We start from the raw sequence: 21,785 nt of genomic DNA, 5'->3' as shown, positions 1-21,785 counted from the left end.
TGCTCGGCTGAGCAGGTTAAGGCATGACCTGCCAGCTTCCTCCTTTCCTGGCTCCCAGGCGCTTTAGTTTCCCTTTTGTTTGCAAGGCGCTGAGATAGCGTTCCACAGTGCGGGAAGTGACACCTAGCATGGATGCTAACATCGCTGCGGACATCTGCGGTTGAACGGTAAGAAGCTCAAGAATAGTCGTTTCCTTTTCCGACATCTCTTCCGACATTTTTTCCGACATAACAGAAGGTGCCCCTATGCCCTCCCGCAACGCTTCAGCCATATTCTGGAGCATAAACTCTATAAATGCGGTGCAATCACTCGCCCGGTCACATTCTCCCAAAATCTGATAATAGCGATCCTGCTGAAAATGAATCAGTGTCTCAACTGGCAGCCAGGCAAGCTCTGAGCGCCACTGACTCAAAATCAACGTTTGCCACAGCCGCCCCATACGACCATTCCCATCAGAAAATGCATGGATGAATTCAAATTCGTAATGGAAGACTGAGCTGGTAATCAGTGGATGGAGTTCGGTTTCTTTTAACCAGACAAGCAGATCAGCAATAAACCGGTTAATTTGGGAAGCGGGTGGAGCCATATGGACCAACTGATTCCCGCGATATACGCCTACGTCCCCCATTCGGAGCTTGCCAGGGTTATCAACCAGACCAAGCATTAATAACCGGTGTGCACTGAGTAAGTCTTTGAGCGTCCAGGGCTTCCATTCAGGCAATCTCTCATAAGCCAGAATCGCGTTACGCACTTCCTGAATATCTTTTTCAGGTGCGAGCACGCGTTTACCCTCCATGATTGCCGTTACTTGTCCGGTCGTCAGAGAGTTATGTTCAATGGCCAGAGAAGCCTGGATGGTGCGGATTCGGTTCTCTTTACGCAGTAACGGAGAGGTTCTTCCTGAATGCGCCGCCCAGTGCCCTAATAGCTCACCAATCTCAACAACCTGATTGAGAATCGATGGTGTGATCGTGAAAGGAGGCTGGTAGCGGCTCATATCACTTACTCCCCCTGCTGCTCCAGCGCATATTTATAGAGCGCATTCTTCTTCACGCCGTGGATTTCCGCCGCCAGTGCCGCCGCTTTCTTAAGCGGCAATTCAGCCTGTAGCAGTGCCAGAGTACGTAGCGCATCGGCAGGCAGTGCGTCCTCCTCCGCTTTATGCCCTTCGACAATCAGCACCATCTCGCCCTTGCGACGGTTTTCGTCCTCTTTTACCCACGCCAGCAGTTCGCCGACCGGCGCGCCGTGAATGGTTTCCCAGGTTTTGGTCAGCTCGCGCGCCAACACCACGTAGCGGCTCTCTCCCCAGACGGTCACCATATCTTCCAGGCTTTCCAGCAGGCGATGCGTGGATTCGTAGAAAATCAGCGTACGCGGTTCAGCTTCCAGCTCTTTTAACACGTCACGGCGGCCTTTGGATTTGGCGGGCAGGAAACCTTCATAGCAGAAACGATCGGACGGCAGGCCCGCAGCGCTCAATGCAGCAATCGCAGCACACGGTCCCGGCAGAGGGACCACCCGGATCCCCGCTTCACGGCAGGTACGCACCAGATGGTAGCCCGGATCGTTAATCAGCGGCGTACCGGCGTCAGAGACCAGCGCAATGTTCTGCCCCTCTTTGAGCTTCGCCACCAGCGTTTCTGCTTTTTGCTGCTCATTATGATCGTGCAGGGCGAAGAGACGAGCGTTAATCGCAAAGTGTTGCAGCAATAAACCGGTATGCCGGGTATCTTCAGCAGCAATTAAATCAACAGCTTGCAATACGGTCAGCGCACGTTGGGTAATATCAGACAAATTCCCGATAGGAGTAGGTACAATATAAAGCTGGCCTTGAGAATTCTCTGCCGTTTCGTGTTGTTTCATTGTTTCGTCCGTATTGCCGATTTAATATTGAGCATTGCGTAAAAAAAATCACTGGATACAGTATGGTACCGTTAACGTTTCTTCGAAAAAAAGCCACGCGCAGCGTGCCGCTTCTGCTGGCAGCCCTGATCTTTGCGGGCTGTGGCACCCAGGCACCTGACCAGAGCACGGCCCATCTGCAGGGATCCGCTCAGGCTGATTCTGGCTTTTATCTGCAACAAATGTCGCAAAGCTCAAATGATACCAGGATCAACTGGCAATTACTCGCCATTCGTGCACTGCTGAAAGAGGGCAAAACCCAGCAGGCCGCCGAACTGTTCAACCAGCTTCCGCACGAGCTTAACGATGCCCAGCGTCTTGAGCAGAGCCTGCTCTCTGCCGAGCTGAAAGTCGCGCTGAAAGATTATGCCGCCGCGAAAAAGATCCTTGGCGACATCGACGTAAGCGCGCTGGATAAAAATCAGCAGGCCCGTTTCTGGCAGGCGGGTATCACCGCTGAGCAGGGACGTCCTTCCCTGACGCTGCTGCGGGCGCTGATCGCCCAGGAGCCGCTGCTCGGCGGTGCGGACAAGCAGAAAAATATTGATGCCACCTGGCAGGCGCTCGCCTCAATGACCCAGGAACAGGCGCAGGCGCTGGTCATCAATGCTGATGAAAACGTGTTGCAGGGGTGGCTGGATCTGCAACAGATGTGGTTTAACAACCGCAGCGATCCAAACATGCTGAAAGCCGGTATTACCGACTGGCAAACGCGCTACCCACAAAACCCGGGCGCGAAAATGCTGCCGACACAGCTGGTGAACGTGCAGAACTTTAAGCCTGCCTCCACCAGCAAAATCGCCCTGCTTCTGCCGTTGAACGGCCAGGCGGCGGTATTTGGCCGCACCATTCAACAAGGTTTTGAAGCGGCGAAGAACGGTACCACGCCCGTTACCGGTAGCGCGGTTCCGGCACAGGCAGCTCAGGCGGCAAACGTGAACGACGTTGTTAGCCCTTCCGCTGCGGAAACCAGCGACCTGACCACAGCACAAACGCCGCCGCAGGGGACGATGCAGAACCCGGTGACAGCACCGACCACACCTGCGGCCGCAGCACCTGCGACTCCGGCTCCGGTAGAGACACAATCCGCACCGGCAACAGAGTCTGCGACAGCGGAGCAGCCTCAACCGCAGAGCACTGAGCCCGCAGCACAACCTGCCGCTCAGCCCGCCACTCAGCCACAGGCCGTAGCCACCACCAGCGCTAACCCTGGCGCTGAATTGAAGATCTACGACACCAGCTCTCAGCCGCTCGATCAGGTACTGGCGCAGGTTCAGCAGGACGGTGCCAGCATCGTTGTCGGCCCGCTGCTGAAAAACAACGTGGAAGAGCTGATGAAGAGCAACACTGCGCTGAACGTGCTGGCGCTCAACCAGCCTGAACAGGTTCAGAACCGCGCCAATATCTGCTATTTCGCCCTCTCTCCGGAAGATGAAGCCCGCGATGCGGCGCGTCATATTCACGAGCAGGGGAAACAGTCTCCGCTGCTGCTGATCCCTCGCAGTACGCTGGGCGATCGCGTCGCCAACGCCTTTGCCGAAGAGTGGCAGAAGCTGGGCGGCGGCATCGTGCTGCAGCAGAAATTCGGTTCCGTCTCTGAACTGCGTGCGGGCGTTAACGGCGGCGCGGGTATTGCGCTTAACGGCAGCCCGGTGAGTGCCAGCCTGCCACAGCAGCAGAGCGTGACGATTGGCGGTCTGACCATCCCGGCCCCGCCAACCGATGCGCAAATCGGCGGTAGCGGCAAAGTGGATGCGGCCTATATCGTCGCCACGCCGCAGGAGATTGCCTTCATCAAACCGATGATCGCCATGCGTAACGGCAGCCAGAGCGGCGCCACGCTCTACGCCAGCTCGCGCAGCGCGCAAGGGACCGCGGGCCCGGATTTCCGTCTGGAGATGGACGGTCTGCAGTACAGTGAGATTCCTATGCTGGCAGGCAGCAATCCGGCGCTGATGCAGCAGGCGCTGAGTACGGTCCGTAACGACTACTCGCTGGCGCGTCTGTATGCAATGGGTGTCGATGCCTGGGCGCTGGCAAACCACTTTACCCAAATGCGTCAGGTGCCGGGCTTTGAACTTAACGGCAATACCGGCGATCTGACGGCCACTCAGGATTGCGTGATTAACAGGAAGTTATCATGGCTCAAATACCAGCAGGGGCAAATCGTCCCGGCCAGTTAAGCCGTAAAGAGACCGGCGACGCATGGGAATTAAAAGCCCGTCGCTGGCTTGAGGGCAAAGGACTGCGCTTTATCGCCGCTAACGTTCGCGGACGTGGCGGCGAAATCGATCTGATCATGAAAGAGGGTCAGGTCATTGTGTTTGTAGAAGTACGCTACCGACAGTCTTCCCGTTTTGGCGGTGCTGCCGCCAGCGTGACGCTCGCCAAACAACATAAATTATTACAGACTGCCCACTTGTGGCTTGCCCGCCATAATGGGAGTTTTGATACTGTGGATTGCCGGTTCGATGTGTTAGCCTTCACCGGAAACGAGATCGAATGGCTGAAAAACGCTTTTGGCGAAGACGCATAATTAAGATTTAAAAGGGATAACGTGCTCGAAAGAATTAAAGTGTGCTTCACAGAAAGCATCCAGACTCAGATTGCCGCGGCAGAAGCCCTCCCTGACGCGATCTCTCGCGCCGCAATGACGCTGGTGCAGTCTTTGCTGAATGGCAACAAAATCCTCTGTTGTGGCAATGGTACGTCCGCCGCCAACGCACAGCATTTTGCTGCCAGTATGATCAATCGTTTTGAAACAGAACGTCCCAGTTTACCTGCCATTGCACTTAATACCGATAATGTGGTCTTAACAGCGATTGCTAACGATCGTCTGCATGACGAGATTTACGCAAAGCAGGTGCGTGCCCTGGGCCATGCGGGTGATGTGCTGCTGGCCATCTCCACGCGCGGCAATAGCCGTGACATTGTCAAAGCCGTCGAAGCCGCCGTCACCCGCGATATGACTATCGTTGCCTTAACCGGCTATGACGGGGGCGAGCTGGCAGGTCTGCTGGGGCCGCAGGATGTGGAAATCCGCATTCCGTCTCACCGTAGCGCACGCATTCAGGAGATGCATATGCTCACGGTGAACTGCTTATGTGATTTGATCGATAACACGCTTTTCCCTCACCAGGATGATTAAGGAGTTCTCATGAAGGCTTTATCGACCCTCGCAGTCCTTATGTCTGCATTACTGCTTCAGGGATGTATTGCTGCGGCTGTTGTGGGTACCGCCGCGGTAGGCACCAAAGCCGCGACCGATCCACGCACCGTCGGTACTCAGGTAGATGACGGCACGCTGGAGCTGCGCGTCAACAGTGCGCTGTCGAAAGACGAGCAAATTAAGAAAGAAGCGCGCATCAACGTGACGGCTTACCAGGGCAAAGTGCTGCTGACAGGCCAGGCGCCAAATACTGACCTCTCCAGCCGCGCAAAACAGATCGCGATGGGCGTAGAAGGTACCACGGAAGTCTTTAACGAAGTGCGTCAGGGGCAGCCAATCAGCCTTGGTACCGCCTCCAATGATACGTGGATCACCACCAAAGTCCGTTCCCAGCTGCTGGGTTCAGACCAGGTGAAATCATCCAACGTGAAAGTGACGACCGAAAACGGCGAAGTGTTCCTGCTGGGTCTGGTTACCGACCGTGAAGGCAAAGCGGCGGCCGATATTGCCAGCCGGGTGAGTGGCGTGAAACACGTCACCACCGCCTTCACTTACATCAAGTAAGCCACACCTGACTCCAGGCCCGGTAAGCGCCAGCGCTACCGGGCTTTTTTTTCACAGAAGCGCAATACTTCCCACAATTACCCCGCTCAACGCCACCAGCCCCGCGGTCAGCCACAGCGCTTTCGCCGGGAATGACTTACGCAGCATGATAAGCGACGGCAGGCTGATCGCAGGCAGTGTGATCAGCAGAGCCAGCGCCGGAGCCGTTCCCATGCCGGCCAGCATCATGGTCTGCACAATCGGAATTTCTGCGGCCGTTGGGATCACAAACAGACAACCGGCAACGGCCATCGCAATGACCCACATAAGGGTATTGTCGATGGCGCCGTCGGCATGCGGGAATAGCCAGACGCGTGCGGCCCCGAGCACCAGCACCGCCAGGATATACACAGGAATGGTACTCCAGAAGAGCTGCCACAGCGCGTTACCCCAGCGCGCAAAGAAGTTCCCCTGCGGCTCGCTCACGTCAAGCTCGACAGACGCAGGTTCCACGGCAGTTTCTTTCACCCATTTTTGCACCAGCGTTGCCACCACCAGCACCGTCAGTAGCCCGGCCACCAGGCGGATAAACGCGAAATGCCAGCCCAGCACAAAGCCCATAAACACCAGCGTCGCCGGGTTTAACAGCGGGTTGCCCATCCAGAACGCCAGCGCGCCGCCCATTGAGACTCGCTGGCGACGCATACCGGCAGCGACAGGCGCGGCACAGCAGGAACACATCATGCCCGGCAGGGAGAAAATGGTCCCCAGCAGGGTGCCCTGAAAGCGCGGCTGCCCCAGGGTTTTTACCAGCCAGTGGCGCGGGATAAGTACCTGAATCAACGAGCCCAGAATGACACCTAATACGGCGGCTTTCCAGACGGCAAGGAAATAGACCATGGCATAATCCCACGCTGCGCGAAGCGGGCTGGAATCAGCCTGGGCGAGAATAGATTTACCGATGCTGTGCGTTTCGGCGGCAGTGAAGGCTTTACCGTAGTACGGCTGCCATTTCACATACCAGAGGCCAATAATGACCACGAGAAAGAAGAGTGCGGGCTTCCACCATTGGACAGGTGTTGCCGCCTGAGATGAAGACTGACCAGTCATAGCATTCCCCGGAGAGTGTTATTTAATTAGCCGGGGGAGTTTACGCCTCGCCTTGAGCGATTTCACGCAGTTTTGCCGAAGGAATGATATTCACCCCCTCCTGCGACGGCGAAAGTGCCTCGTTTAGCATCGCACGCGCCACATCGCGCGCCTCAATGGATTTCCAGTTACCAGGCAGAATGCGGAACAAGGGGGCAAAAACAGACTCGTTAAAACGACGCTCGTCGCGATGCCCCAGCAGCATGGAGGGACGGACGATAGTCAACCGCTCCCACTTCTGGGCAATCAGTGCCTCTTCCATCTCCCCCTTCACCTTGTTGTAAAAGAACGGCGAACGGGCGCTGGCACCCAGCGAGCTGACCACCAGAAAATGGGTGGCTCCCAGCTTTTTCGCCGTCAGCGCCGTGTCGACCACCAGCGTGTAGTCGGCATGGACAAACGCCTCTTTACTGCCCGCCTCGCGCCGCGTCGTCCCAAGACAGCAAAAGGCGATATCGATGGGATCCTGCACCTGTGCCAGTGCGTCAGTCAGCTGCGGATCGTGAGGATTAAAGACGCCAGAGATGTCAGCCAGCGGTCGACGTGTCGGGGCTGCGATGTAGTTCACCCTGCGATCCTGAATCAGCAGCCGCAGCAGATGATCGCCCACCAGCCCGGTTGCGCCTGTAATCAGTACCTGACTCATCTCTTCCCCTTTACAGAATAGTCCGTTTGCGAACTCAGCACGGTCAACCACACTTAGAAGTCTGTTACCGGTAAGTATTTACCACAAACGGGAAAAAAACAGTCTGAAGCGAAAACAACGGAGGAAGCATGGGTAAAAAAATCGCAGTCCTGATTACCGACGAGTTTGAAGATTCAGAGTTCACCTCACCTGCGGAGGCGTTCCGTAAGGCGGGACATGAGGTCATCACCATCGAGAAAGAGGCGGGAAAAACGGTGAAAGGCCACAAGGGCGAAGCCAGCGTGACCATCGACGAAACCATTGATAACGTCAGCCCGTCAGATTTCGATGCGCTACTGTTACCCGGCGGTCATTCCCCGGATTCCCTGCGCGGGGACGAGCGCTTCGTCACATTCACCCGCGATTTCGTCTCGACCGGCAAACCGGTCTTTGCCATCTGCCACGGTCCGCAACTGCTTATCAGCGCGGATGTGGTGCGCGGGCGTAAACTCACGGCCGTGAAACCGATCGTTGTCGATCTGAAAAACGCGGGGGCCGAGTTTTACGATCAGGAGGTGGTTAACGACAAAGACCAGCTGATCACCAGCCGAACCCCGGACGATCTGCCCGCGTTTAACCGCGAAGCGCTACGCCTGCTCGGCGCGTAGCCAGTGCAGCTTTTTGCCAAAGCCCAGCGTGTTGTCGGTAAATTTCAGCTCATCAAGGCGGATTTCCCACACCGGGGCTTTTAAGGCGGCGGCTACCGGAAAGCGGCGCGTGTAGTGCTTACGGCGCGCGTCGCTCTCTTCACCGTCCAGCCGACGGATCTCCCCTTTAAACTGCACCCCACGGATCAGTGCCACCGTTTTAGGCTGACCGTTAACTGTCCCTGCTACCTTCGCCTGTTGCCCGGTCATCTGCGCATGGCGCGTTTTATCTTCGGTCATCACATAAAACGCAACGCGATCAGGGTCATAATAGTAAAACGCATTCGCGCACCACATTTCACCGTCGTCATACACGCACCAGGTGACAACATGCTGTTTCGCCAGCCAGCGGTTAATGGCAGCCAGAGTTTCCATTTTCGTTCTCTCTCATGCTATGGTGCGTTCACCTTAACATACTGAATCTGTTTACCGTGTGCTGGTTTCTCTACCTTGTCCGTACCGCCGATAATGCCCTCTACACCGGGATCACCACCGATGTGGCGCGGCGTTTTCTTCAACATCAAACGGGAAAAGGGGCAAAAGCGCTGCGGGGGAAAGGTGAATTAACGCTCGCCTTTTCAGCCCCCGTAGGTGACCGATCGCTGGCGTTAAGGGTGGAATACCGCATTAAGCAGCTGACAAAGCGCCAGAAAGAGCGCCTCGTCACCGGAGACGGCTCGTTTGAGGCGCTGTGCGAAAGCCTGATTAGAAACGATTAAAATGGTCGTGGTACTCCACCAGACCATTTACACCATTCAGTGCGTCATCAGCCAGTCGGTGCACCTGGAAGGCAGATTCGGTGCCCGGCCAGCGACAACGAAGATCGTAGTGCGCCGCCTGTTCGAAGCCCAGACGACCATAGAAAGCAGGATCGCCCAGCGTCACCACCGCGGCATAGCCAAACTCATTGAGCGAGTCCAGCCCTTCATACACCAGCTGACGCGCCAGCCCCTGCCCGCGATAGTGCTCATCTACCGCCAGCGGCGCCATTCCTACCCACTGTAATTCTTCACCCTGAACGGTTACCGGGCTGAAGGCAACGTAGCCCACCACCTGACCTTCATCATCGGTGGCAACCAGCCCCAGCGTGATCAGGCCGTCTTCGCGGAGATCGTGGACCAGTTGGGCTTCTGCGTCGCTCGCAAAAGAACGGCGTAACAACGCATCGATACCCGGTGCATCAATCCCAATTTCGACTCGAATCAGCATGGCTCACCTACTGAAGTGTGTTTACTGTCAGGCGGGGTTTTCAGCCCGGCCTCAACGAAATCTGCCATTTGCATCAACATCACGCGCAGCGCTTTTGGCATCTGCTCCAGCTCAATGGCATCCATTAAATTTTTGACGTACAGACCCAGTTCCGTATCGCCTTCAATGACCAGACGGCGCTGGAAAAAGAGGGTATCCGGATCCTGCTTACGCGCGGCGATCATCAGCAGATCGCAGGCGTCGGCGCTAAAGCTCACATCCGCGTCGGCAGACTCGCGTACGATCAGCTGGTCATTCTCAACGGAGGTAAACCAGCGCAGACCGATATCACGCACTTCAATGCTTAACCAGCGACCTTCCAGAAACGCCAGCTCGCCATCCTGCAACGCCTGGCGGAATTGCCAGCTCAGGACCTGCTCCAGCACCTGACGTTTAAGCGCGAACGGCGCCAGTTTTACCGGCACGCTCAGCATTGATGGACCAAATTGTACGAGACGTGAACGCAGTTTTTCCAGCACGAGCTTTACTCCCTGATAGCGATAGTGCGGGTATTTTGCCATATCCGGAGGACAACATAGCGGCGTAAATCAACAAACCGTCGTCCGGTGTACCTCATTATTGGTGCCATCAATACGCCATTAGCTGCCTTAAATCAAAAATTGTCGCGTATGGGTTAATTAAAATCCCAGCTCGTTAACATTTTTGCTCTCGACGACATCAGGATAAATTATGGAGCTGCTCTGCCCTGCCGGAAACCTTCCGGCGCTTAAGGCGGCCATCGAAAATGGGGCCGATGCGGTCTATATCGGGCTGAAAGATGATACTAACGCCCGCCATTTTGCTGGCCTCAACTTTACGGAGAAAAAGCTTCAGGAAGCCGTTAACTTCGTACACCAGCACCGCCGCAAATTGCATATTGCCATCAATACCTTTGCCCATCCTGATGGCTATGCCCGCTGGCAGCGCGCGGTGGATATGGCAGCACAGCTGGGTGCCGATGCGCTGATTCTGGCCGACCTCGCCATGCTGGAGTATGCGGCAGAACGCTATCCTCATATTGAGCGCCATGTCTCTGTTCAGGCCTCTGCCACCAACGAAGAGGCGGTACGTTTTTATCATCAACACTTTGACGTGGCCCGCGTGGTCTTACCGCGCGTGCTCTCTATTCATCAGGTTAAGCAACTCGCGCGCGTCACGCCAGTGCCGCTGGAAGTTTTTGCCTTTGGCAGCCTGTGCATCATGGCTGAAGGCCGCTGCTATCTCTCCTCGTATTTAACCGGTGAATCACCCAATACCGTTGGCGCCTGCTCGCCTGCTCGCTTTGTTCGCTGGCAGCAAACGCCACAGGGGCTGGAATCTCGCCTGAATGAGGTACTGATTGACCGCTATCAGGACGGTGAAAACGCCGGCTACCCGACCTTGTGCAAAGGCCGCTATCTGGTTGACGGTGAGCGTTATCACGCGCTGGAAGAACCCACCAGCCTCAACACGCTGGAACTGCTGCCGGAACTGCTGGCCGCTAATATTGCTTCGGTGAAGATTGAAGGTCGCCAGCGCAGCCCGGCCTACGTCAGTCAGGTGGCGAAAGTCTGGCGTCAGGCTATCGACCGCTGCATGGCAGACCCGCAGAACTACGCCCCACAGTCGGCCTGGATGGAGACCCTCGGCGCGATGTCTGAAGGCACACAAACCACGCTTGGCGCGTATCACCGTAAATGGCAGTGAGATAATCATGAAATATTCATTAGGACCGGTGCTCTACTACTGGCCAAAAGAGACGCTGGAAGATTTTTATCAACAGGCCGCAACCAGCAGCGCCGATGTGATTTATCTTGGCGAAGCGGTATGCAGCAAGCGCCGCGCCACCAAAGTGGGCGACTGGCTGGAGATGGCGAAAAGCCTCGCCGGGAGCGGCAAACAGGTGGTGCTCTCCACGCTGGCGCTGGTGCAGGCGTCCTCCGAACTGGGTGAGCTAAAACGCTATGTGGAGAACGGTGAATTCCTGATTGAAGCGAGCGACCTGGGCGTGGTGAACATGTGCGCTGAACGCAAGCTGCCGTTTGTCGCGGGCCATGCATTGAACTGCTATAACGCCGTGACCCTGCGCCTGCTGCTGAAACAGGGGATGACGCGCTGGTGCATGCCGGTAGAGCTGTCGCGCGACTGGCTGGCAAACCTGCTCGCTCAGAGTGAAGAGCTTGGCATTCGCAATCAGTTTGAAGTGGAAGTGCTGAGCTATGGCCATCTGCCGCTGGCGTACTCTGCCCGCTGCTTTACTGCCCGCTCTGAAGATCGGCCGAAAGACGAGTGCGAGACCTGCTGCATCAAGTACCCGAACGGGCGCAGCATGCTGTCGCAGGAGAACCAGCAGGTGTTTGTCCTCAACGGCATTCAGACCATGAGCGGCTATGTCTATAACCTGGGTAACGAGCTGGCGTCGATGGTCGGGCTGGTGGATATGGTGCGTCTGTCGCCGCTGGACACCAGCGTGTTTGCCATGCTGGATGCTTTTCGCGCCAACGAAAATGGCGCGTCACCGCTGCCGCTGACGGCAAACAGTGACTGTAACGGCTACTGGAAACGGCTGGCCGGACTGGAGCTGCAGGCCTGAAAAAGGCTCACTTTGTTAACAACGGTTATCATTATTTAATGCAGTATTAAAGATTGACCGTCGACAAAGTGAGCTGTTATGACTGACAAAACCCTTCCGTTTTCGGTGCTGGATCTGGCGCCGATCCCACAAGGCTCCTCGGCCAGAGAAGCCTTTTCGCACTCTCTCGATCTGGCTCAACTGGCCGAAAAGCGTGGCTATCACCGTTACTGGCTGGCAGAGCACCACAACATGGTCGGTATCGCCAGCGCCGCCACCTCGGTACTGATTGGTTATCTGGCCGCGAACACCACCACCCTGCACCTGGGATCCGGTGGCGTGATGCTGCCAAACCATGCTCCACTGGTGATCGCCGAGCAGTTTGGTACGCTGAATACCCTCTATCCGGGCCGTATTGATTTAGGCCTTGGCCGTGCGCCGGGCAGCGACCAGCCAACCATGCGCGCCCTGCGTCGCCATATGAGTGGTGACATCGACAATTTCCCGCGTGATGTGGCGGAACTGGTGGACTGGTTCGATGCGCGTGACCCGAACCCGCACGTGCGCCCGGTGCCGGGCTACGGCGAAAAGATCCCGGTATGGCTGCTGGGGTCGAGCCTGTACAGTGCGCAGCTTGCTGCACAGTTGGGGCTGCCGTTTGCGTTTGCCTCGCACTTCGCACCGGATATGCTGCATCAGGCGCTGCATCTCTACCGCACGAACTTCAAACCTTCTGAAAGGCTGGAGAAACCGTACGCGATGGTGTGTATCAACATCATTGCCGCCGACAGCAATCGCGATGCGGAATTCCTGTTTACCTCCATGCAGCAGGCGTTTGTGAAGCTGCGTCGCGGCGAGACAGGCCAACTGCCGCCACCGGTGGAGAATATGCATCAGCTGTGGTCAGCCTCCGAGCAGTATGGCGTTCAGCAAGCGCTGAGCATGTCGCTGGTGGGAGATAAAGCAAAGGTGCGTCACGGGCTGGAAGCGGTGCTGCGCGAAACGCAGGCGGATGAGATTATGGTTAACGGCCAGATATTTGATCACCAGGCGCGTTTGCATTCGTTTGATTTAGCGATGCAGGTGAAAGAAGAATTGGTGGGGTAGTTTTTTGCCGGATGGCGGCTTCGCCTTATCCGGCCTACGCGATCCCTGTAGGCCCGGTAAGCGTAGCGCCACCGGGCTTTGTGTTTAGTGATATACAGGCAACAAATTAAAACTCGACAGCACGTGCACCACCGCGTTGCCAATACCAAACACCAGAATCAGTGCAATCATCGGTTTGCCGCCCCAGACGCGGAATTTCGGGCTACCGAAGCGCTGACGGGATTTACGCGCCAGCAGCGCTGGCACAATTGCCGCCCAGATGGTAGCCGCCAGACCGGCATAGCCGATGGCGTACAGGAAGCCGTTCGGCCACAGCAGGCCGCCGACAATCGGTGGCAGGAAGGTCAGCAGTGCGGTTTTAAAGCGCCCCATCGCGGAATCATCAAAACCAAACAGATCCGCCAGATAGTCAAACAGGCCCAGCGTCACGCCGAGGAAAGAGCTCGCTACCGCAAAGTTAGAGAACACCACCAGCAGCAGATCCAGACTGCGGCTGTTCAGTACCCCACTCAGGGCCTGGACCAGCACATCAATGTTACCGCCCTTCTGCGCAATGCCGATAAACTCCGGACGCGGGATGTTGCCCATCGTCCCCAGCAGCCAAATCACATACAGCCCCAGCGCCAGCAGCGTACCGTAGACCAGGCACTTTACAATCGTCCGGGGGTCTTTGCCGTAGTACTTCATCAGGCTCGGTACGTTGCCGTGGTAGCCAAACGACGCCAGACAGAACGGCAGGGTCATCAGCAGATACGGCGTATACGACGTATTGGTTTCAGCCACGTTAAACAACGTTGACGGGGTAACGTGCCCCAGCAGGCTACCGAAGGTCAGGAAGAAAGTGATGACCTTTGCGCCCAGTACGATGGCCGTCATCCGGCTCACCGCTTTGGTACTCATCCAGACTATAAACGCGACGCCCAGCGCAAAGCACAGCCCAGCCAGACGCGCCGGAACGTTCAGCGACATCTCCGCAAAGGTGTGATGCAGAATCGAACCGCTTGCAGAGATGTACGCGTAGGTCAGGATGTAAAGCACAAACGCGATGGAAAGGCCGTTCACCAGGTTCCAGCCTTTACCCAGCAGATCTTTCGTGATGGTGTCGAAGCTGGAGCCAATGCGGTAGTTCAGGTTGGCTTCAAGGATCATCAGCCCTGAATGCAACATACAGAACCAGGTGAAAACCAGCGCAGCCAGCGACCAGAAGAACCACGCACCGGACATGACCACTGGCAGGGAGAACATCCCGGCACCAATAATGGTTCCGCCGATGATCACCACGCCGCCAAGCAGCGAAGGTGACGTTTGGGTGGTGGTTAGTGTCGCCATACAGCCATATCTCCAGTCAAAAATGTGGTTTGCATTTTAATGCGCTGCACTGTACCAGTACAAGAGTACAAAGAAAATAAAAAAAGCCCCGATAGTCTTTATCGGGGCTGTATATATTACTTTACGTCAGAAACGAAAGGCTTACGCGTCACCAAAACGACGACGGCTGGTGCCTTCTTCACGACGTGGGCCACGGCTCTCGCGGCGTTCACCGGAGAAACGACGACCTTCACCACCACGACCTTCGCTACGACCGCCTTCACGACGCTCGCCACCGAAACCGCGACCACCGCCACGACGTTCGCCGCCACGGTCAGGACGTGGCTGTGCATCGCCCAGCAGCTGCATGTTCATCGGCTTGTTCAGGATGCGAGTACGGGTAAAGTGCTGCAGTACTTCGCCCGGCATGCCTTTTGGCAGCTCGATGGTGGAGTGGGATGCGAACAGCTTGATGTTACCGATGTAACGGCTGCTGATGTCGCCTTCGTTCGCGATCGCGCCAACGATATGACGAACTTCAACACCATCATCACGGCCCACTTCAATGCGGTACAGCTCCATTTCGCCAGCGTCACGACGCTCACGACGTGGACGATCTTCACCACCACGCTCTGGACGGTCACCACGTGGGCCACGGTCGTTACGATCGCCACGACGTTCGAAGCGATCGTCACGGTCACGGAACTCACGACGAGGACGCATCGGTGCATCTGGTGGCACGATCAGGGTACGTTCGCCCTGTGCCATCTTCAGCAGTGCTGCAGCCAGCGTTTCGATATCCAGCTCTTCGCCTTCAGCGGTTGGCTGGATCTGCGCCAGCAGCGCACGGTACTGATCCAGATCGCTGCTTTCCAGTTGCTGCTGAACTTTGGCAGCGAATTTTTCCAGACGGCGTTTGCCCAGCAGTTCTGCGTTTGGCAGCTCAGCTTCCGGAATGGTCAGCTTCATAGTGCGTTCAATGTTACGCAGCAGACGACGCTCGCGATTCTCAACGAACAGCAGCGCACGGCCTGCACGACCCGCACGACCGGTACGGCCGATACGGTGAACGTAGGACTCGGAGTCCATTGGGATGTCGTAGTTTACAACCAGGCTGATACGTTCAACGTCCAGACCACGTGCTGCCACGTCGGTTGCAATCAGGATATCCAGACGACCGTCTTTCAGACGCTCCAGCGTCTGCTCACGCAGAGCCTGGTTCATGTCGCCATTCAGCGCTGCGCTGTTATAGCCGTTACGCTCCAGGGCTTCAGCCACTTCCAGGGTCGCGTTTTTGGTACGTACGAAAATAATCGCCGCATCAAAATCTTCTGCTTCCAGGAAACGCACCAGCGCTTCGTTTTTGCGCATGCCGTACACAGACCAGTAGCTCTGGCTGATGTCCGGGCGAGTGGTAACGCTGGACTGAATGCGCACTTCCTGCGGCTCTTTCATGAAGCGACGGGTAATGCGACGAATGGCTTCTGGCATCGTGGCAGAGAACAGAGCGGTCTGATGACCTTCCGGGATCTGCGCCATAATGGTTTCTACGTCTTCGATGAAGCCCATACGCAGCATTTCGTCTGCTTCATCCAGTACCAGACCGCTCAGTTTAGAGAGATCCAGTGTACCGCGCTTCAGGTGATCCAGCAGACGGCCCGGCGTACCGACAACAATCTGTGGGCCCTGGCGCAGGGCGCGTAACTGCACGTCATAACGCTGGCCGCCGTACAGGGCAACCACGTTTACGCCGCGCATGTGTTTAGAGAATTCCGTCATGGCTTCAGCAACCTGAACCGCCAGTTCACGGGTTGGAGCCAGAACGAGGATCTGCGGTGCACGCAGGTCCGGATCGATGTTGTTCAGCAGCGGCAGCGAGAACGCCGCAGTTTTACCGCTACCAGTCTGGGCCATGCCCAGCACGTCACGACCAGAAAGCAGGTGTGGGATACATTCTGCCTGGATCGGAGATGGTTTTTCGTAACCCAGATCGTTAAGGGCTTCAAGGATAGGAGCCTTCAGGCCCAGATCTGCAAAAGTGGTTTCGAATTCAGCCATGTAGTACGAGTGCCTCAATGTCAATGGCGGCCAGTCTACTTAGCTCATCGTGAAAATGATTAGCAATTTTCATTGAAAAGTGTGAACCGGCTCAAAGTAGGTGTATTGACGAACAACAACGCCCTCACCAGTTAAGGTGATGGCAATCAAAAAGATTACGGGCTGATGTTTATGTCGTCAGCTATTGCTGGTCCGATTCTGCCAGGTCGTCTTGCTCCTGGCCCAAGAGCGATAATTCCAACAATGCATAACGGTGCTCAACGAAGTTGTGTACGTTGTTAGCAACCGCTAATTTGAACAGTGCCGTAGCGCTGTCCTTATCCCCCAGACTTAGGTAGTACTTACCTAAATAGAAGTTGGTTTCACTGAGATGCTCAGCGAGCGAGGTGTTATCCGTTGCGTCCGCCTTGAGGCGTTCCATCAGCGTTGCTTCGCTAATGTTGCCCAGGTAGAACTCGACAATGTTCCATCCCCACTGTTCCTTGTCCGATTTGTCGAAGCGCTGTTTCAGTGCCTCTTTTGCCTGCTTCTCATCGAGCTTCTGCTCAACGATGTAAAGCCACAGGCTACGGAAAGGATCATTAGGATCGTCTTGATAAAACGCCAGCAGATCATCTTGCGCTAACTTATCACGACCGCCGTAATACAATGCGATACCGCGATTCAAGTGCGCGTAGTTGTAAGTTGGATCAAGCTCAAGTACAGAATCAAACGCTTCATAGGCAGCATCAAAATTGCCTGCCTGCGTTAAATAAATGCCTAAGTAATTGAATACTTCAGGCATATCAGGTCGGATAGCCAGCGCTTGTGAGAAATCATTTCGCGCTAATGCCCTCAGACCGAGACTATCATACAACACTCCGCGCTCATATAAAAGCTGTGCGCGTTCGTCATCGGTTAAAGCCCGACTGGCAAGAATTTGTTCCATGCGTGCCAGAATCACTTCCTGTTGCAAAGTCGGTTGCAATGGCACTGCGAGGACTTCGCTCTTACGCCAGGCAGAGTTGCTGCATCCTGCCAGCGTTAAAGCTGTCGCAACGAAACACCAGCGCAAAAAAGGCTTCATTTCCCACTCCCGAAGACAACTATTGGATGAACGTCCTGTCCCCCGGCGGCTTAACAAGGCGTCCTGCCTGATAACGGCCCTCCGCGATGCGGAGGGCAAATGGCAACCTTACTCGCCCTGCTGTTCTGCTGCCGGTGCTTCTGGCGCAGCAGCTGGCTGAGACTGCTCGGTTGCTTCTTTAATGCTCAGACGGATACGGCCCTGGCGGTCAACTTCCAGAACTTTAACCGGTACTTCCTGACCCATCTGCAGGTAATCGGTCACTTTCTCAACGCGCTTGTCAGCGATTTGAGAGATGTGTACCAGACCTTCTTTACCGCCACCGATGGCAACGAATGCGCCAAAGTCAACGATACGGGTCACTTTACCATTGTAGATACGGCCCACTTCGATTTCTGCAGTGATTTCTTCGATACGACGAATGGCAAATTTCGCTTTCTCGCCGTCGGTCGCTGCGATTTTCACAGTACCGTCATCTTCGATTTCAATGGTGGTGCCGGTCTCTTCGGTCAGCGCACGGATCACGGAACCGCCCTTACCGATAACATCTTTGATCTTGTCTGGATTGATCTTGATGGTGTGAATACGCGGAGCGAATTCAGAGATATCACCGCGTGGCGCGTTGATAGCCTGTTCCATCACGCCCAGGATGTGCAGACGTGCACCTTTAGCCTGGTTCAGAGCAACCTGCATGATCTCTTTGGTGATACCTTCAATTTTGATATCCATCTGCAGCGCAGAGATACCGTCGCGGGAACCCGCCACTTTGAAGTCCATATCGCCCAGGTGGTCTTCGTCGCCCAGAATGTCAGACAGAACAACAAAGTTGTCGCCCTCTTTCACCAGACCCATTGCGATACCCGCAACGGCGGCTTTGATTGGCACGCCTGCATCCATCAGCGCCAGAGAGGCACCACATACGGAAGCCATGGAAGAAGAACCGTTAGATTCGGTGATTTCAGAAACCACACGAACGGTGTACGGGAATTTGTCTGCGTCTGGCATCACTGCCAGTACGCCGCGCTTCGCCAGACGACCGTGACCAATTTCACGACGCTTCGGCGAACCCACCATACCGGTTTCCCCTACGGAGTACGGAGGGAAGTTATAGTGGAACAGGAAGCTGTCAGTGCGCTCGCCCATCAGCTCGTCGATGATCTGTGCGTCACGTGCAGTACCCAAGGTCGCGGTAACCAGCGCCTGCGTTTCGCCACGGGTGAACAGCGCAGAACCGTGAGTACGTGGCAGTACGCCAGTACGCACGTCCAGACCACGGATCATGTCTTTTTCACGACCATCAATACGCGGCTCGCCAGCCAGTACGCGGCTACGAACTACGTTTTTCTCGATTGCGTGCAGAATCTCGCTCAGCTCGTTAGCATCCAGCGTTTCGTCTTCAGCAACCAGCGTGGCGATGGTTTCGTCTTTGATCACGTCAACCTGAGCATAACGCTCCTGTTTGTCGGTGATACGGTATGCATCGCTCAGACGCGCTTCAGCCAGCGCAGCAACGCGTGCGTTCAGCGCGTCGTTTACTGCTTCAGGCTGCCAGTCCCAACGTGGTTTGCCGGCTTCTTTCACCAGCTCGTTGATGTTCTGGATAACAACCTGCTGCTGGTCGTGGCCGAAGACCACAGCGCCGAGCATCTGGTCTTCGCTCAGCAGTTCAGCTTCAGATTCAACCATCAGAACAGCGGCTTCAGTACCCGCAACAACCAGGTCCAGCTTACTTTCTTTCAGCTCTTCCTGAGTCGGGTTCAGCACATACTGGTCGTTGATGTAGCCAACGCGCGCAGCACCGATTGGACCATTGAATGGAATACCGGACAGAGACAGCGCAGCGGATGCGCCGATCATCGCAACGATATCCGGGTTAACCTGTGGGTTAACGGAAACCACGGTCGCGATAACCTGCACTTCGTTTACGAAGCCTTCCGGGAACAGCGGACGAACCGGGCGGTCAATCAGACGCGCGATCAGGGTTTCGCCTTCGCTTGGACGGCCTTCACGACGGAAGAAGCCACCCGGGATTTTACCGGCAGCGTAAGTACGCTCCTGGTAGTTAACGGTCAGAGGGAAAAAGTCCTGACCTGGTTTTGCTTTTTTCTGGCCAACAACGGTCACGAATACCGCGGTGTCATCCATGCTTACCATAACGGCAGCAGTAGCCTGACGTGCCATCATGCCGGTTTCCAGCGTGACGGTATGCTGACCATACTGGAATTTACGAACGATCGGATTCAGCAAAATTCTGTCCTTTCTTAAAAGTTTGACAGCACACCACCGGTGTGCTGACGATTTAACCCGACCTTCTTCGCATCCTCGCGACTAATGACAACCAACACCCCCATGGGTGAAGCCTCTCATTAGCCGCGCGAACCTCTGCAAGGAAGATCATTTATAGCAACAATACAATAGTTTCCAGTGAATTGCTGCGGTCTGGTTGAAAAAAGGGGCCATCAGGCCCCCTTTTCTGAAACTCGCAAGACTTAGCGACGCAGACCCAGACGCTCGATCAGCGCGGAGTAACGTGCAACATCTTTACGTTTCAGGTAGTCGAGCAGTTTACGACGCTGAGAAACCATACGCAGCAGACCACGACGGCTGTGGTGATCTTTTTTGTGCTCTGCAAAGTGACCCTGCAGGTGGTTAATCTGTGCAGTCAGCAGTGCAACCTGAACTTCGGTAGAACCGCTGTCGTTAGTACCACGACCAAACTCAGAAACGATTTTAGCTTTAGCTTCAACGCTTAGAGACATTTTCAAACTCCAAAGTATAAAGAATGTAAGGATGCCGATCTCTAATTCAGCGATCCCCGTATACGCCCCGCAAAATTGTTAAACAATTTGCCGGACGTTAAGCCGCGATATTCTACTCGCCTCACCGGTTTACCGCAAGGTGAGCTGATATCGCCGTCAGCCTTCGACCGGGTATTCCACCACCAGACGGCGGGGCGCAACGCGTCCTTCACCGTCCATTTCACCCATGCCGATAAACTTACCGTCATCCCCTTCGGTCACGCGTACCAGCCCTTCCAGCGGTGCATTCATGGTCCGAACCGGGTTTCCGTTCTTAAAGTAAACGGACGATGTTAAAGGAAGATTAACAACCGGGAAGTCCGCCGCCGGGCTGTCCATCGGCATCAGCAGCGGATCGAGCAGTTCTGCTGCTGCCATCCCTTGCGCTTGCGCCTGCTCAACCAGCGCGTGCAGATGTTCAAGGGTCACCATCCGCTCAACCGGATACTTACTGACGGCCAGGCGACGCAGATAGATAACATGCGCGCCGCAGCCCAGTTTCTCGCCCAGATCGTCGATGATGGTACGAATATAGGTGCCTTTCGAACAGTGGACTTCCAGCTCCAGTTCGTCACCCTCGTGGCGAATAAAGAGCAGTTCATACACGGTGATCGGGCGGGCTTCACGCGGCACTTCAATGCCCTGGCGCGCATATTCGTAGAGTTTTTTGCCCTGATATTTCAGTGCAGAATACATCGACGGCACCTGCAGCGTATCGCCACGGAAGCTCTCCAGCGCCGCATCCAGTTGCTCTGCACTAAACGTCACAGGACGCTCCTCTACCACCTGGCCATCGGCATCGGAGGTGTCCGTGCGCTGGCCCAGTCTGGCGATGACGCGATAACGTTTATCGGAATCCAGCAGGTACTGAGAAAACTTTGTAGCCTCCCCCAGACAGACAGGCAACATTCCCGTCGCCAGAGGGTCCAGCGCACCAGTATGGCCCGCACGGTTGGCGTTAAAAATTCGCTTAACTTTTTGCAGCACGTCGTTGCTGGAAGCGCCCTGGGGTTTATCCAGCAGCAGCACACCATGCACGTCGCGACCACGACGACGAGGACGACTCATCAGTCCTCCTTGCTGTCGTCCGCCGGATTAACACGACGTTCGTCGTCATGTTTCACCACGCTGGTCACCAGGTTGGACATACGCATACCTTCGACCAGGGAGTTGTCGTAGAAGAAGGTCAGCTCAGGCACGATACGCAGGCGCATCGCTTTACCGAGCAGAGAGCGGATGAAACCAGAGGCTTCCTGCAGCGCTTTAATGCCATTTTTCACTGCCGCTTCGTCCTGATCGTTCAGGAACGTCACGAATACTTTGGCATACGCCAGGTCACGGGACATCTCCACGCCGGACACGGTGGTCATCATGCCCACACGCGGATCTTTAATTTCGCGTTGCAGGATGAGCGCGATCTCTTTCTGCATTTCCTGCGCTACGCGCTGCGGGCGACCAAATTCTTTCGCCATAATAAATTCTCCAGACAAAAAAGGGGCTAAAGCCCCTTTTTAAAATTATTGCCGGGTGGCACGAGGCGATCCCGGCCGA

Annotated in this window: 24 protein-coding genes; 9 read left to right on the top strand and 15 right to left on the bottom strand. The window is 55.6% G+C overall.

What is annotated here, in order from left to right; all coding sequences use genetic code 11:
* Nucleotides 1–16 precede the first annotated feature (16 nt).
* Together NQ842_RS03910 and rsmI are read right to left on the bottom strand one after the other, a co-directional pair.
* Entirely contained in the window at nt 17–997 is a 981-nt protein-coding gene (locus NQ842_RS03910; RefSeq protein ID WP_257256510.1) for a Fic family protein, read from the bottom strand.
* 5 nt (nt 998–1,002) lie between these two features.
* Nucleotides 1,003–1,866, bottom strand: a complete 864-nt coding sequence (gene rsmI / locus NQ842_RS03905; RefSeq protein WP_013098896.1) for a 16S rRNA (cytidine(1402)-2'-O)-methyltransferase — start codon at nt 1,864–1,866, stop codon at nt 1,003–1,005.
* Nucleotides 1,867–1,928: 62 nt separating this feature from the next.
* On the opposite strand from rsmI, the gene NQ842_RS03900 reads away from it, so the two are divergent.
* Genes NQ842_RS03900 through dolP form a run of 4 tightly spaced genes read left to right on the top strand, consistent with a single transcriptional unit; the run spans nt 1,929 to nt 5,638 of the window.
* A complete protein-coding gene (locus NQ842_RS03900) occupies nt 1,929–4,088 on the top strand; it encodes a penicillin-binding protein activator (protein WP_257256508.1) in 2,160 nt (719 codons plus the stop codon).
* Complete coding sequence (locus NQ842_RS03895) at nt 4,046–4,441, top strand: YraN family protein (protein ID WP_047361217.1); 396 nt, start codon at nt 4,046–4,048, stop codon at nt 4,439–4,441. The genes NQ842_RS03900 and NQ842_RS03895 overlap by 43 nt, the downstream gene beginning before the upstream one ends.
* 21 nt (nt 4,442–4,462) lie before the next feature.
* Nucleotides 4,463–5,053 carry a DnaA initiator-associating protein DiaA gene (gene diaA / locus NQ842_RS03890; protein ID WP_003861754.1) on the top strand — a complete coding sequence of 197 codons (591 nt, stop codon included), beginning with the start codon at nt 4,463–4,465 and terminating at the stop codon, nt 5,051–5,053.
* A gap of 9 nt (nt 5,054–5,062) precedes the next feature.
* Nucleotides 5,063–5,638, top strand: coding sequence for a division/outer membrane stress-associated lipid-binding lipoprotein (dolP, locus tag NQ842_RS03885; RefSeq protein ID WP_014833417.1), 576 nt, complete (start codon nt 5,063–5,065; stop codon nt 5,636–5,638).
* A 51-nt stretch (nt 5,639–5,689) separates the two neighbouring features.
* Here the strand turns inward: dolP and NQ842_RS03880 are convergent, their stop codons facing one another.
* Together NQ842_RS03880 and NQ842_RS03875 are read right to left on the bottom strand one after the other, a co-directional pair.
* Nucleotides 5,690–6,727: a permease gene (locus NQ842_RS03880; RefSeq protein WP_248060425.1), complete on the bottom strand. Its 1,038-nt coding sequence runs from the start codon at nt 6,725–6,727 to the stop codon at nt 5,690–5,692.
* Nucleotides 6,728–6,767: 40 nt separating this feature from the next.
* A complete protein-coding gene (locus NQ842_RS03875; protein ID WP_014833419.1) occupies nt 6,768–7,412 on the bottom strand; it encodes an NAD(P)H-binding protein in 645 nt (214 codons plus the stop codon).
* Nucleotides 7,413–7,540: 128 nt separating this feature from the next.
* Between NQ842_RS03875 and NQ842_RS03870 the strand changes: the two genes are divergently transcribed.
* Complete coding sequence (locus tag NQ842_RS03870; RefSeq protein WP_013098902.1) at nt 7,541–8,059, top strand: type 1 glutamine amidotransferase domain-containing protein; 519 nt, start codon at nt 7,541–7,543, stop codon at nt 8,057–8,059.
* Here the strand turns inward: NQ842_RS03870 and NQ842_RS03865 are convergent.
* Nucleotides 8,039–8,473 (bottom strand): YhbP family protein, encoded by a 435-nt coding sequence (locus NQ842_RS03865; protein WP_192544670.1) that lies wholly within the window; start codon nt 8,471–8,473, stop codon nt 8,039–8,041. The genes NQ842_RS03870 and NQ842_RS03865 overlap by 21 nt on opposite strands.
* A gap of 14 nt (nt 8,474–8,487) precedes the next feature.
* Here NQ842_RS03865 and NQ842_RS03860 point away from each other — a divergent pair, with 14 nt between their 5' ends.
* A complete protein-coding gene (locus NQ842_RS03860) occupies nt 8,488–8,817 on the top strand; it encodes a GIY-YIG nuclease family protein (RefSeq protein ID WP_072094927.1) in 330 nt (109 codons plus the stop codon).
* On the opposite strand, the gene NQ842_RS03855 is transcribed toward NQ842_RS03860, so the two are convergent.
* A complete protein-coding gene (locus tag NQ842_RS03855; protein ID WP_047361215.1) occupies nt 8,804–9,307 on the bottom strand; it encodes a GNAT family N-acetyltransferase in 504 nt (167 codons plus the stop codon). The genes NQ842_RS03860 and NQ842_RS03855 overlap by 14 nt on opposite strands.
* Nucleotides 9,301–9,825: an SCP2 domain-containing protein gene (locus tag NQ842_RS03850; protein ID WP_248060451.1), complete on the bottom strand. Its 525-nt coding sequence runs from the start codon at nt 9,823–9,825 to the stop codon at nt 9,301–9,303. The genes NQ842_RS03855 and NQ842_RS03850 overlap by 7 nt, the downstream gene beginning before the upstream one ends.
* Nucleotides 9,826–10,036: 211 nt before the next feature.
* On the opposite strand from NQ842_RS03850, the gene NQ842_RS03845 reads away from it, so the two are divergent.
* The 3 genes from NQ842_RS03845 (at nt 10,037) to NQ842_RS03835 (ending at nt 13,004) form a co-directional block, all read left to right on the top strand.
* Entirely contained in the window at nt 10,037–11,032 is a 996-nt protein-coding gene (locus tag NQ842_RS03845; protein ID WP_014833424.1) for a peptidase U32 family protein, read from the top strand.
* A 7-nt stretch (nt 11,033–11,039) separates the two neighbouring features.
* Nucleotides 11,040–11,918: a U32 family peptidase gene (locus tag NQ842_RS03840; protein WP_083020546.1), complete on the top strand. Its 879-nt coding sequence runs from the start codon at nt 11,040–11,042 to the stop codon at nt 11,916–11,918.
* A 78-nt stretch (nt 11,919–11,996) separates the two neighbouring features.
* Nucleotides 11,997–13,004: an LLM class flavin-dependent oxidoreductase gene (locus tag NQ842_RS03835; RefSeq protein ID WP_014833426.1), complete on the top strand. Its 1,008-nt coding sequence runs from the start codon at nt 11,997–11,999 to the stop codon at nt 13,002–13,004.
* Between the two features lie 84 nt (nt 13,005–13,088).
* Here the strand turns inward: NQ842_RS03835 and mtr are convergent, their stop codons facing one another.
* From mtr to rbfA, 8 genes are all read right to left on the bottom strand, one after another.
* Nucleotides 13,089–14,333 (bottom strand): tryptophan permease, encoded by a 1,245-nt coding sequence (gene mtr / locus NQ842_RS03830; RefSeq protein ID WP_014833427.1) that lies wholly within the window; start codon nt 14,331–14,333, stop codon nt 13,089–13,091.
* Nucleotides 14,334–14,474: 141 nt separating this feature from the next.
* On the bottom strand, nt 14,475–16,370 hold the full coding sequence (locus tag NQ842_RS03825) for a DEAD/DEAH family ATP-dependent RNA helicase (protein ID WP_014833428.1): 1,896 nt from the start codon (nt 16,368–16,370) through the stop codon (nt 14,475–14,477).
* Nucleotides 16,363–16,443 (bottom strand): protein YrbN, encoded by an 81-nt coding sequence (yrbN, locus tag NQ842_RS23370; protein ID WP_100122156.1) that lies wholly within the window; start codon nt 16,441–16,443, stop codon nt 16,363–16,365. The genes NQ842_RS03825 and yrbN overlap by 8 nt, the downstream gene beginning before the upstream one ends.
* A 108-nt stretch (nt 16,444–16,551) precedes the next feature.
* Nucleotides 16,552–17,436 carry a lipoprotein NlpI gene (nlpI, locus tag NQ842_RS03820; protein WP_013098912.1) on the bottom strand — a complete coding sequence of 295 codons (885 nt, stop codon included), beginning with the start codon at nt 17,434–17,436 and terminating at the stop codon, nt 16,552–16,554.
* Nucleotides 17,437–17,544: 108 nt separating this feature from the next.
* Entirely contained in the window at nt 17,545–19,683 is a 2,139-nt protein-coding gene (gene pnp, locus NQ842_RS03815) for a polyribonucleotide nucleotidyltransferase (protein ID WP_014833429.1), read from the bottom strand.
* Between the two features lie 242 nt (nt 19,684–19,925).
* Nucleotides 19,926–20,195 (bottom strand): 30S ribosomal protein S15, encoded by a 270-nt coding sequence (gene rpsO / locus NQ842_RS03810; protein ID WP_013098914.1) that lies wholly within the window; start codon nt 20,193–20,195, stop codon nt 19,926–19,928.
* Nucleotides 20,196–20,351: 156 nt separating this feature from the next.
* Nucleotides 20,352–21,302 (bottom strand): tRNA pseudouridine(55) synthase TruB, encoded by a 951-nt coding sequence (truB, locus tag NQ842_RS03805; RefSeq protein ID WP_194516020.1) that lies wholly within the window; start codon nt 21,300–21,302, stop codon nt 20,352–20,354.
* Nucleotides 21,302–21,706: a 30S ribosome-binding factor RbfA gene (rbfA, locus tag NQ842_RS03800; RefSeq protein WP_003024988.1), complete on the bottom strand. Its 405-nt coding sequence runs from the start codon at nt 21,704–21,706 to the stop codon at nt 21,302–21,304. The genes truB and rbfA overlap by 1 nt, the downstream gene beginning before the upstream one ends.
* Between the last annotated feature and the right edge of the window lie 79 nt (nt 21,707–21,785).

This window comes from Enterobacter cloacae complex sp. R_G8, from assembly GCF_024599795.1.
Taxonomy (GTDB): Bacteria; Pseudomonadota; Gammaproteobacteria; order Enterobacterales; family Enterobacteriaceae; genus Enterobacter; species Enterobacter dissolvens.
This window is presented reverse-complemented; position numbering and strand designations above follow the sequence as displayed.

Bases quoted from the DNA above. Each gene is read 5' to 3' on its own strand.
- NQ842_RS03910 (WP_257256510.1), bottom strand. From the start codon at position 997: ATGAGCCGCTACCAGCCTCCTTTCACGATCACACCATCGATTCTCAAT.
- rsmI (WP_013098896.1), bottom strand. From the start codon at position 1,866: ATGAAACAACACGAAACGGCAGAGAATTCTCAAGGCCAGCTTTATATT.
- NQ842_RS03900 (WP_257256508.1), top strand. From the start codon at position 1,929: ATGGTACCGTTAACGTTTCTTCGAAAAAAAGCCACGCGCAGCGTGCCG.
- NQ842_RS03895 (WP_047361217.1), top strand. From the start codon at position 4,046: ATGGCTCAAATACCAGCAGGGGCAAATCGTCCCGGCCAGTTAAGCCGT.
- dolP (WP_014833417.1), top strand. From the start codon at position 5,063: ATGAAGGCTTTATCGACCCTCGCAGTCCTTATGTCTGCATTACTGCTT.
- NQ842_RS03880 (WP_248060425.1), bottom strand. From the start codon at position 6,727: ATGACTGGTCAGTCTTCATCTCAGGCGGCAACACCTGTCCAATGGTGG.
- NQ842_RS03875 (WP_014833419.1), bottom strand. From the start codon at position 7,412: ATGAGTCAGGTACTGATTACAGGCGCAACCGGGCTGGTGGGCGATCAT.
- NQ842_RS03870 (WP_013098902.1), top strand. From the start codon at position 7,541: ATGGGTAAAAAAATCGCAGTCCTGATTACCGACGAGTTTGAAGATTCA.
- NQ842_RS03865 (WP_192544670.1), bottom strand. From the start codon at position 8,473: ATGGAAACTCTGGCTGCCATTAACCGCTGGCTGGCGAAACAGCATGTT.
- NQ842_RS03860 (WP_072094927.1), top strand. From the start codon at position 8,488: ATGCTATGGTGCGTTCACCTTAACATACTGAATCTGTTTACCGTGTGC.
- NQ842_RS03855 (WP_047361215.1), bottom strand. From the start codon at position 9,307: ATGCTGATTCGAGTCGAAATTGGGATTGATGCACCGGGTATCGATGCG.
- NQ842_RS03845 (WP_014833424.1), top strand. From the start codon at position 10,037: ATGGAGCTGCTCTGCCCTGCCGGAAACCTTCCGGCGCTTAAGGCGGCC.
- NQ842_RS03840 (WP_083020546.1), top strand. From the start codon at position 11,040: ATGAAATATTCATTAGGACCGGTGCTCTACTACTGGCCAAAAGAGACG.
- NQ842_RS03835 (WP_014833426.1), top strand. From the start codon at position 11,997: ATGACTGACAAAACCCTTCCGTTTTCGGTGCTGGATCTGGCGCCGATC.
- mtr (WP_014833427.1), bottom strand. From the start codon at position 14,333: ATGGCGACACTAACCACCACCCAAACGTCACCTTCGCTGCTTGGCGGC.
- NQ842_RS03825 (WP_014833428.1), bottom strand. From the start codon at position 16,370: ATGGCTGAATTCGAAACCACTTTTGCAGATCTGGGCCTGAAGGCTCCT.
- yrbN (WP_100122156.1), bottom strand. From the start codon at position 16,443: ATGAAAATTGCTAATCATTTTCACGATGAGCTAAGTAGACTGGCCGCC.
- nlpI (WP_013098912.1), bottom strand. From the start codon at position 17,436: ATGAAGCCTTTTTTGCGCTGGTGTTTCGTTGCGACAGCTTTAACGCTG.
- rpsO (WP_013098914.1), bottom strand. From the start codon at position 20,195: ATGTCTCTAAGCGTTGAAGCTAAAGCTAAAATCGTTTCTGAGTTTGGT.
- truB (WP_194516020.1), bottom strand. From the start codon at position 21,302: ATGAGTCGTCCTCGTCGTCGTGGTCGCGACGTGCATGGTGTGCTGCTG.
- rbfA (WP_003024988.1), bottom strand. From the start codon at position 21,706: ATGGCGAAAGAATTTGGTCGCCCGCAGCGCGTAGCGCAGGAAATGCAG.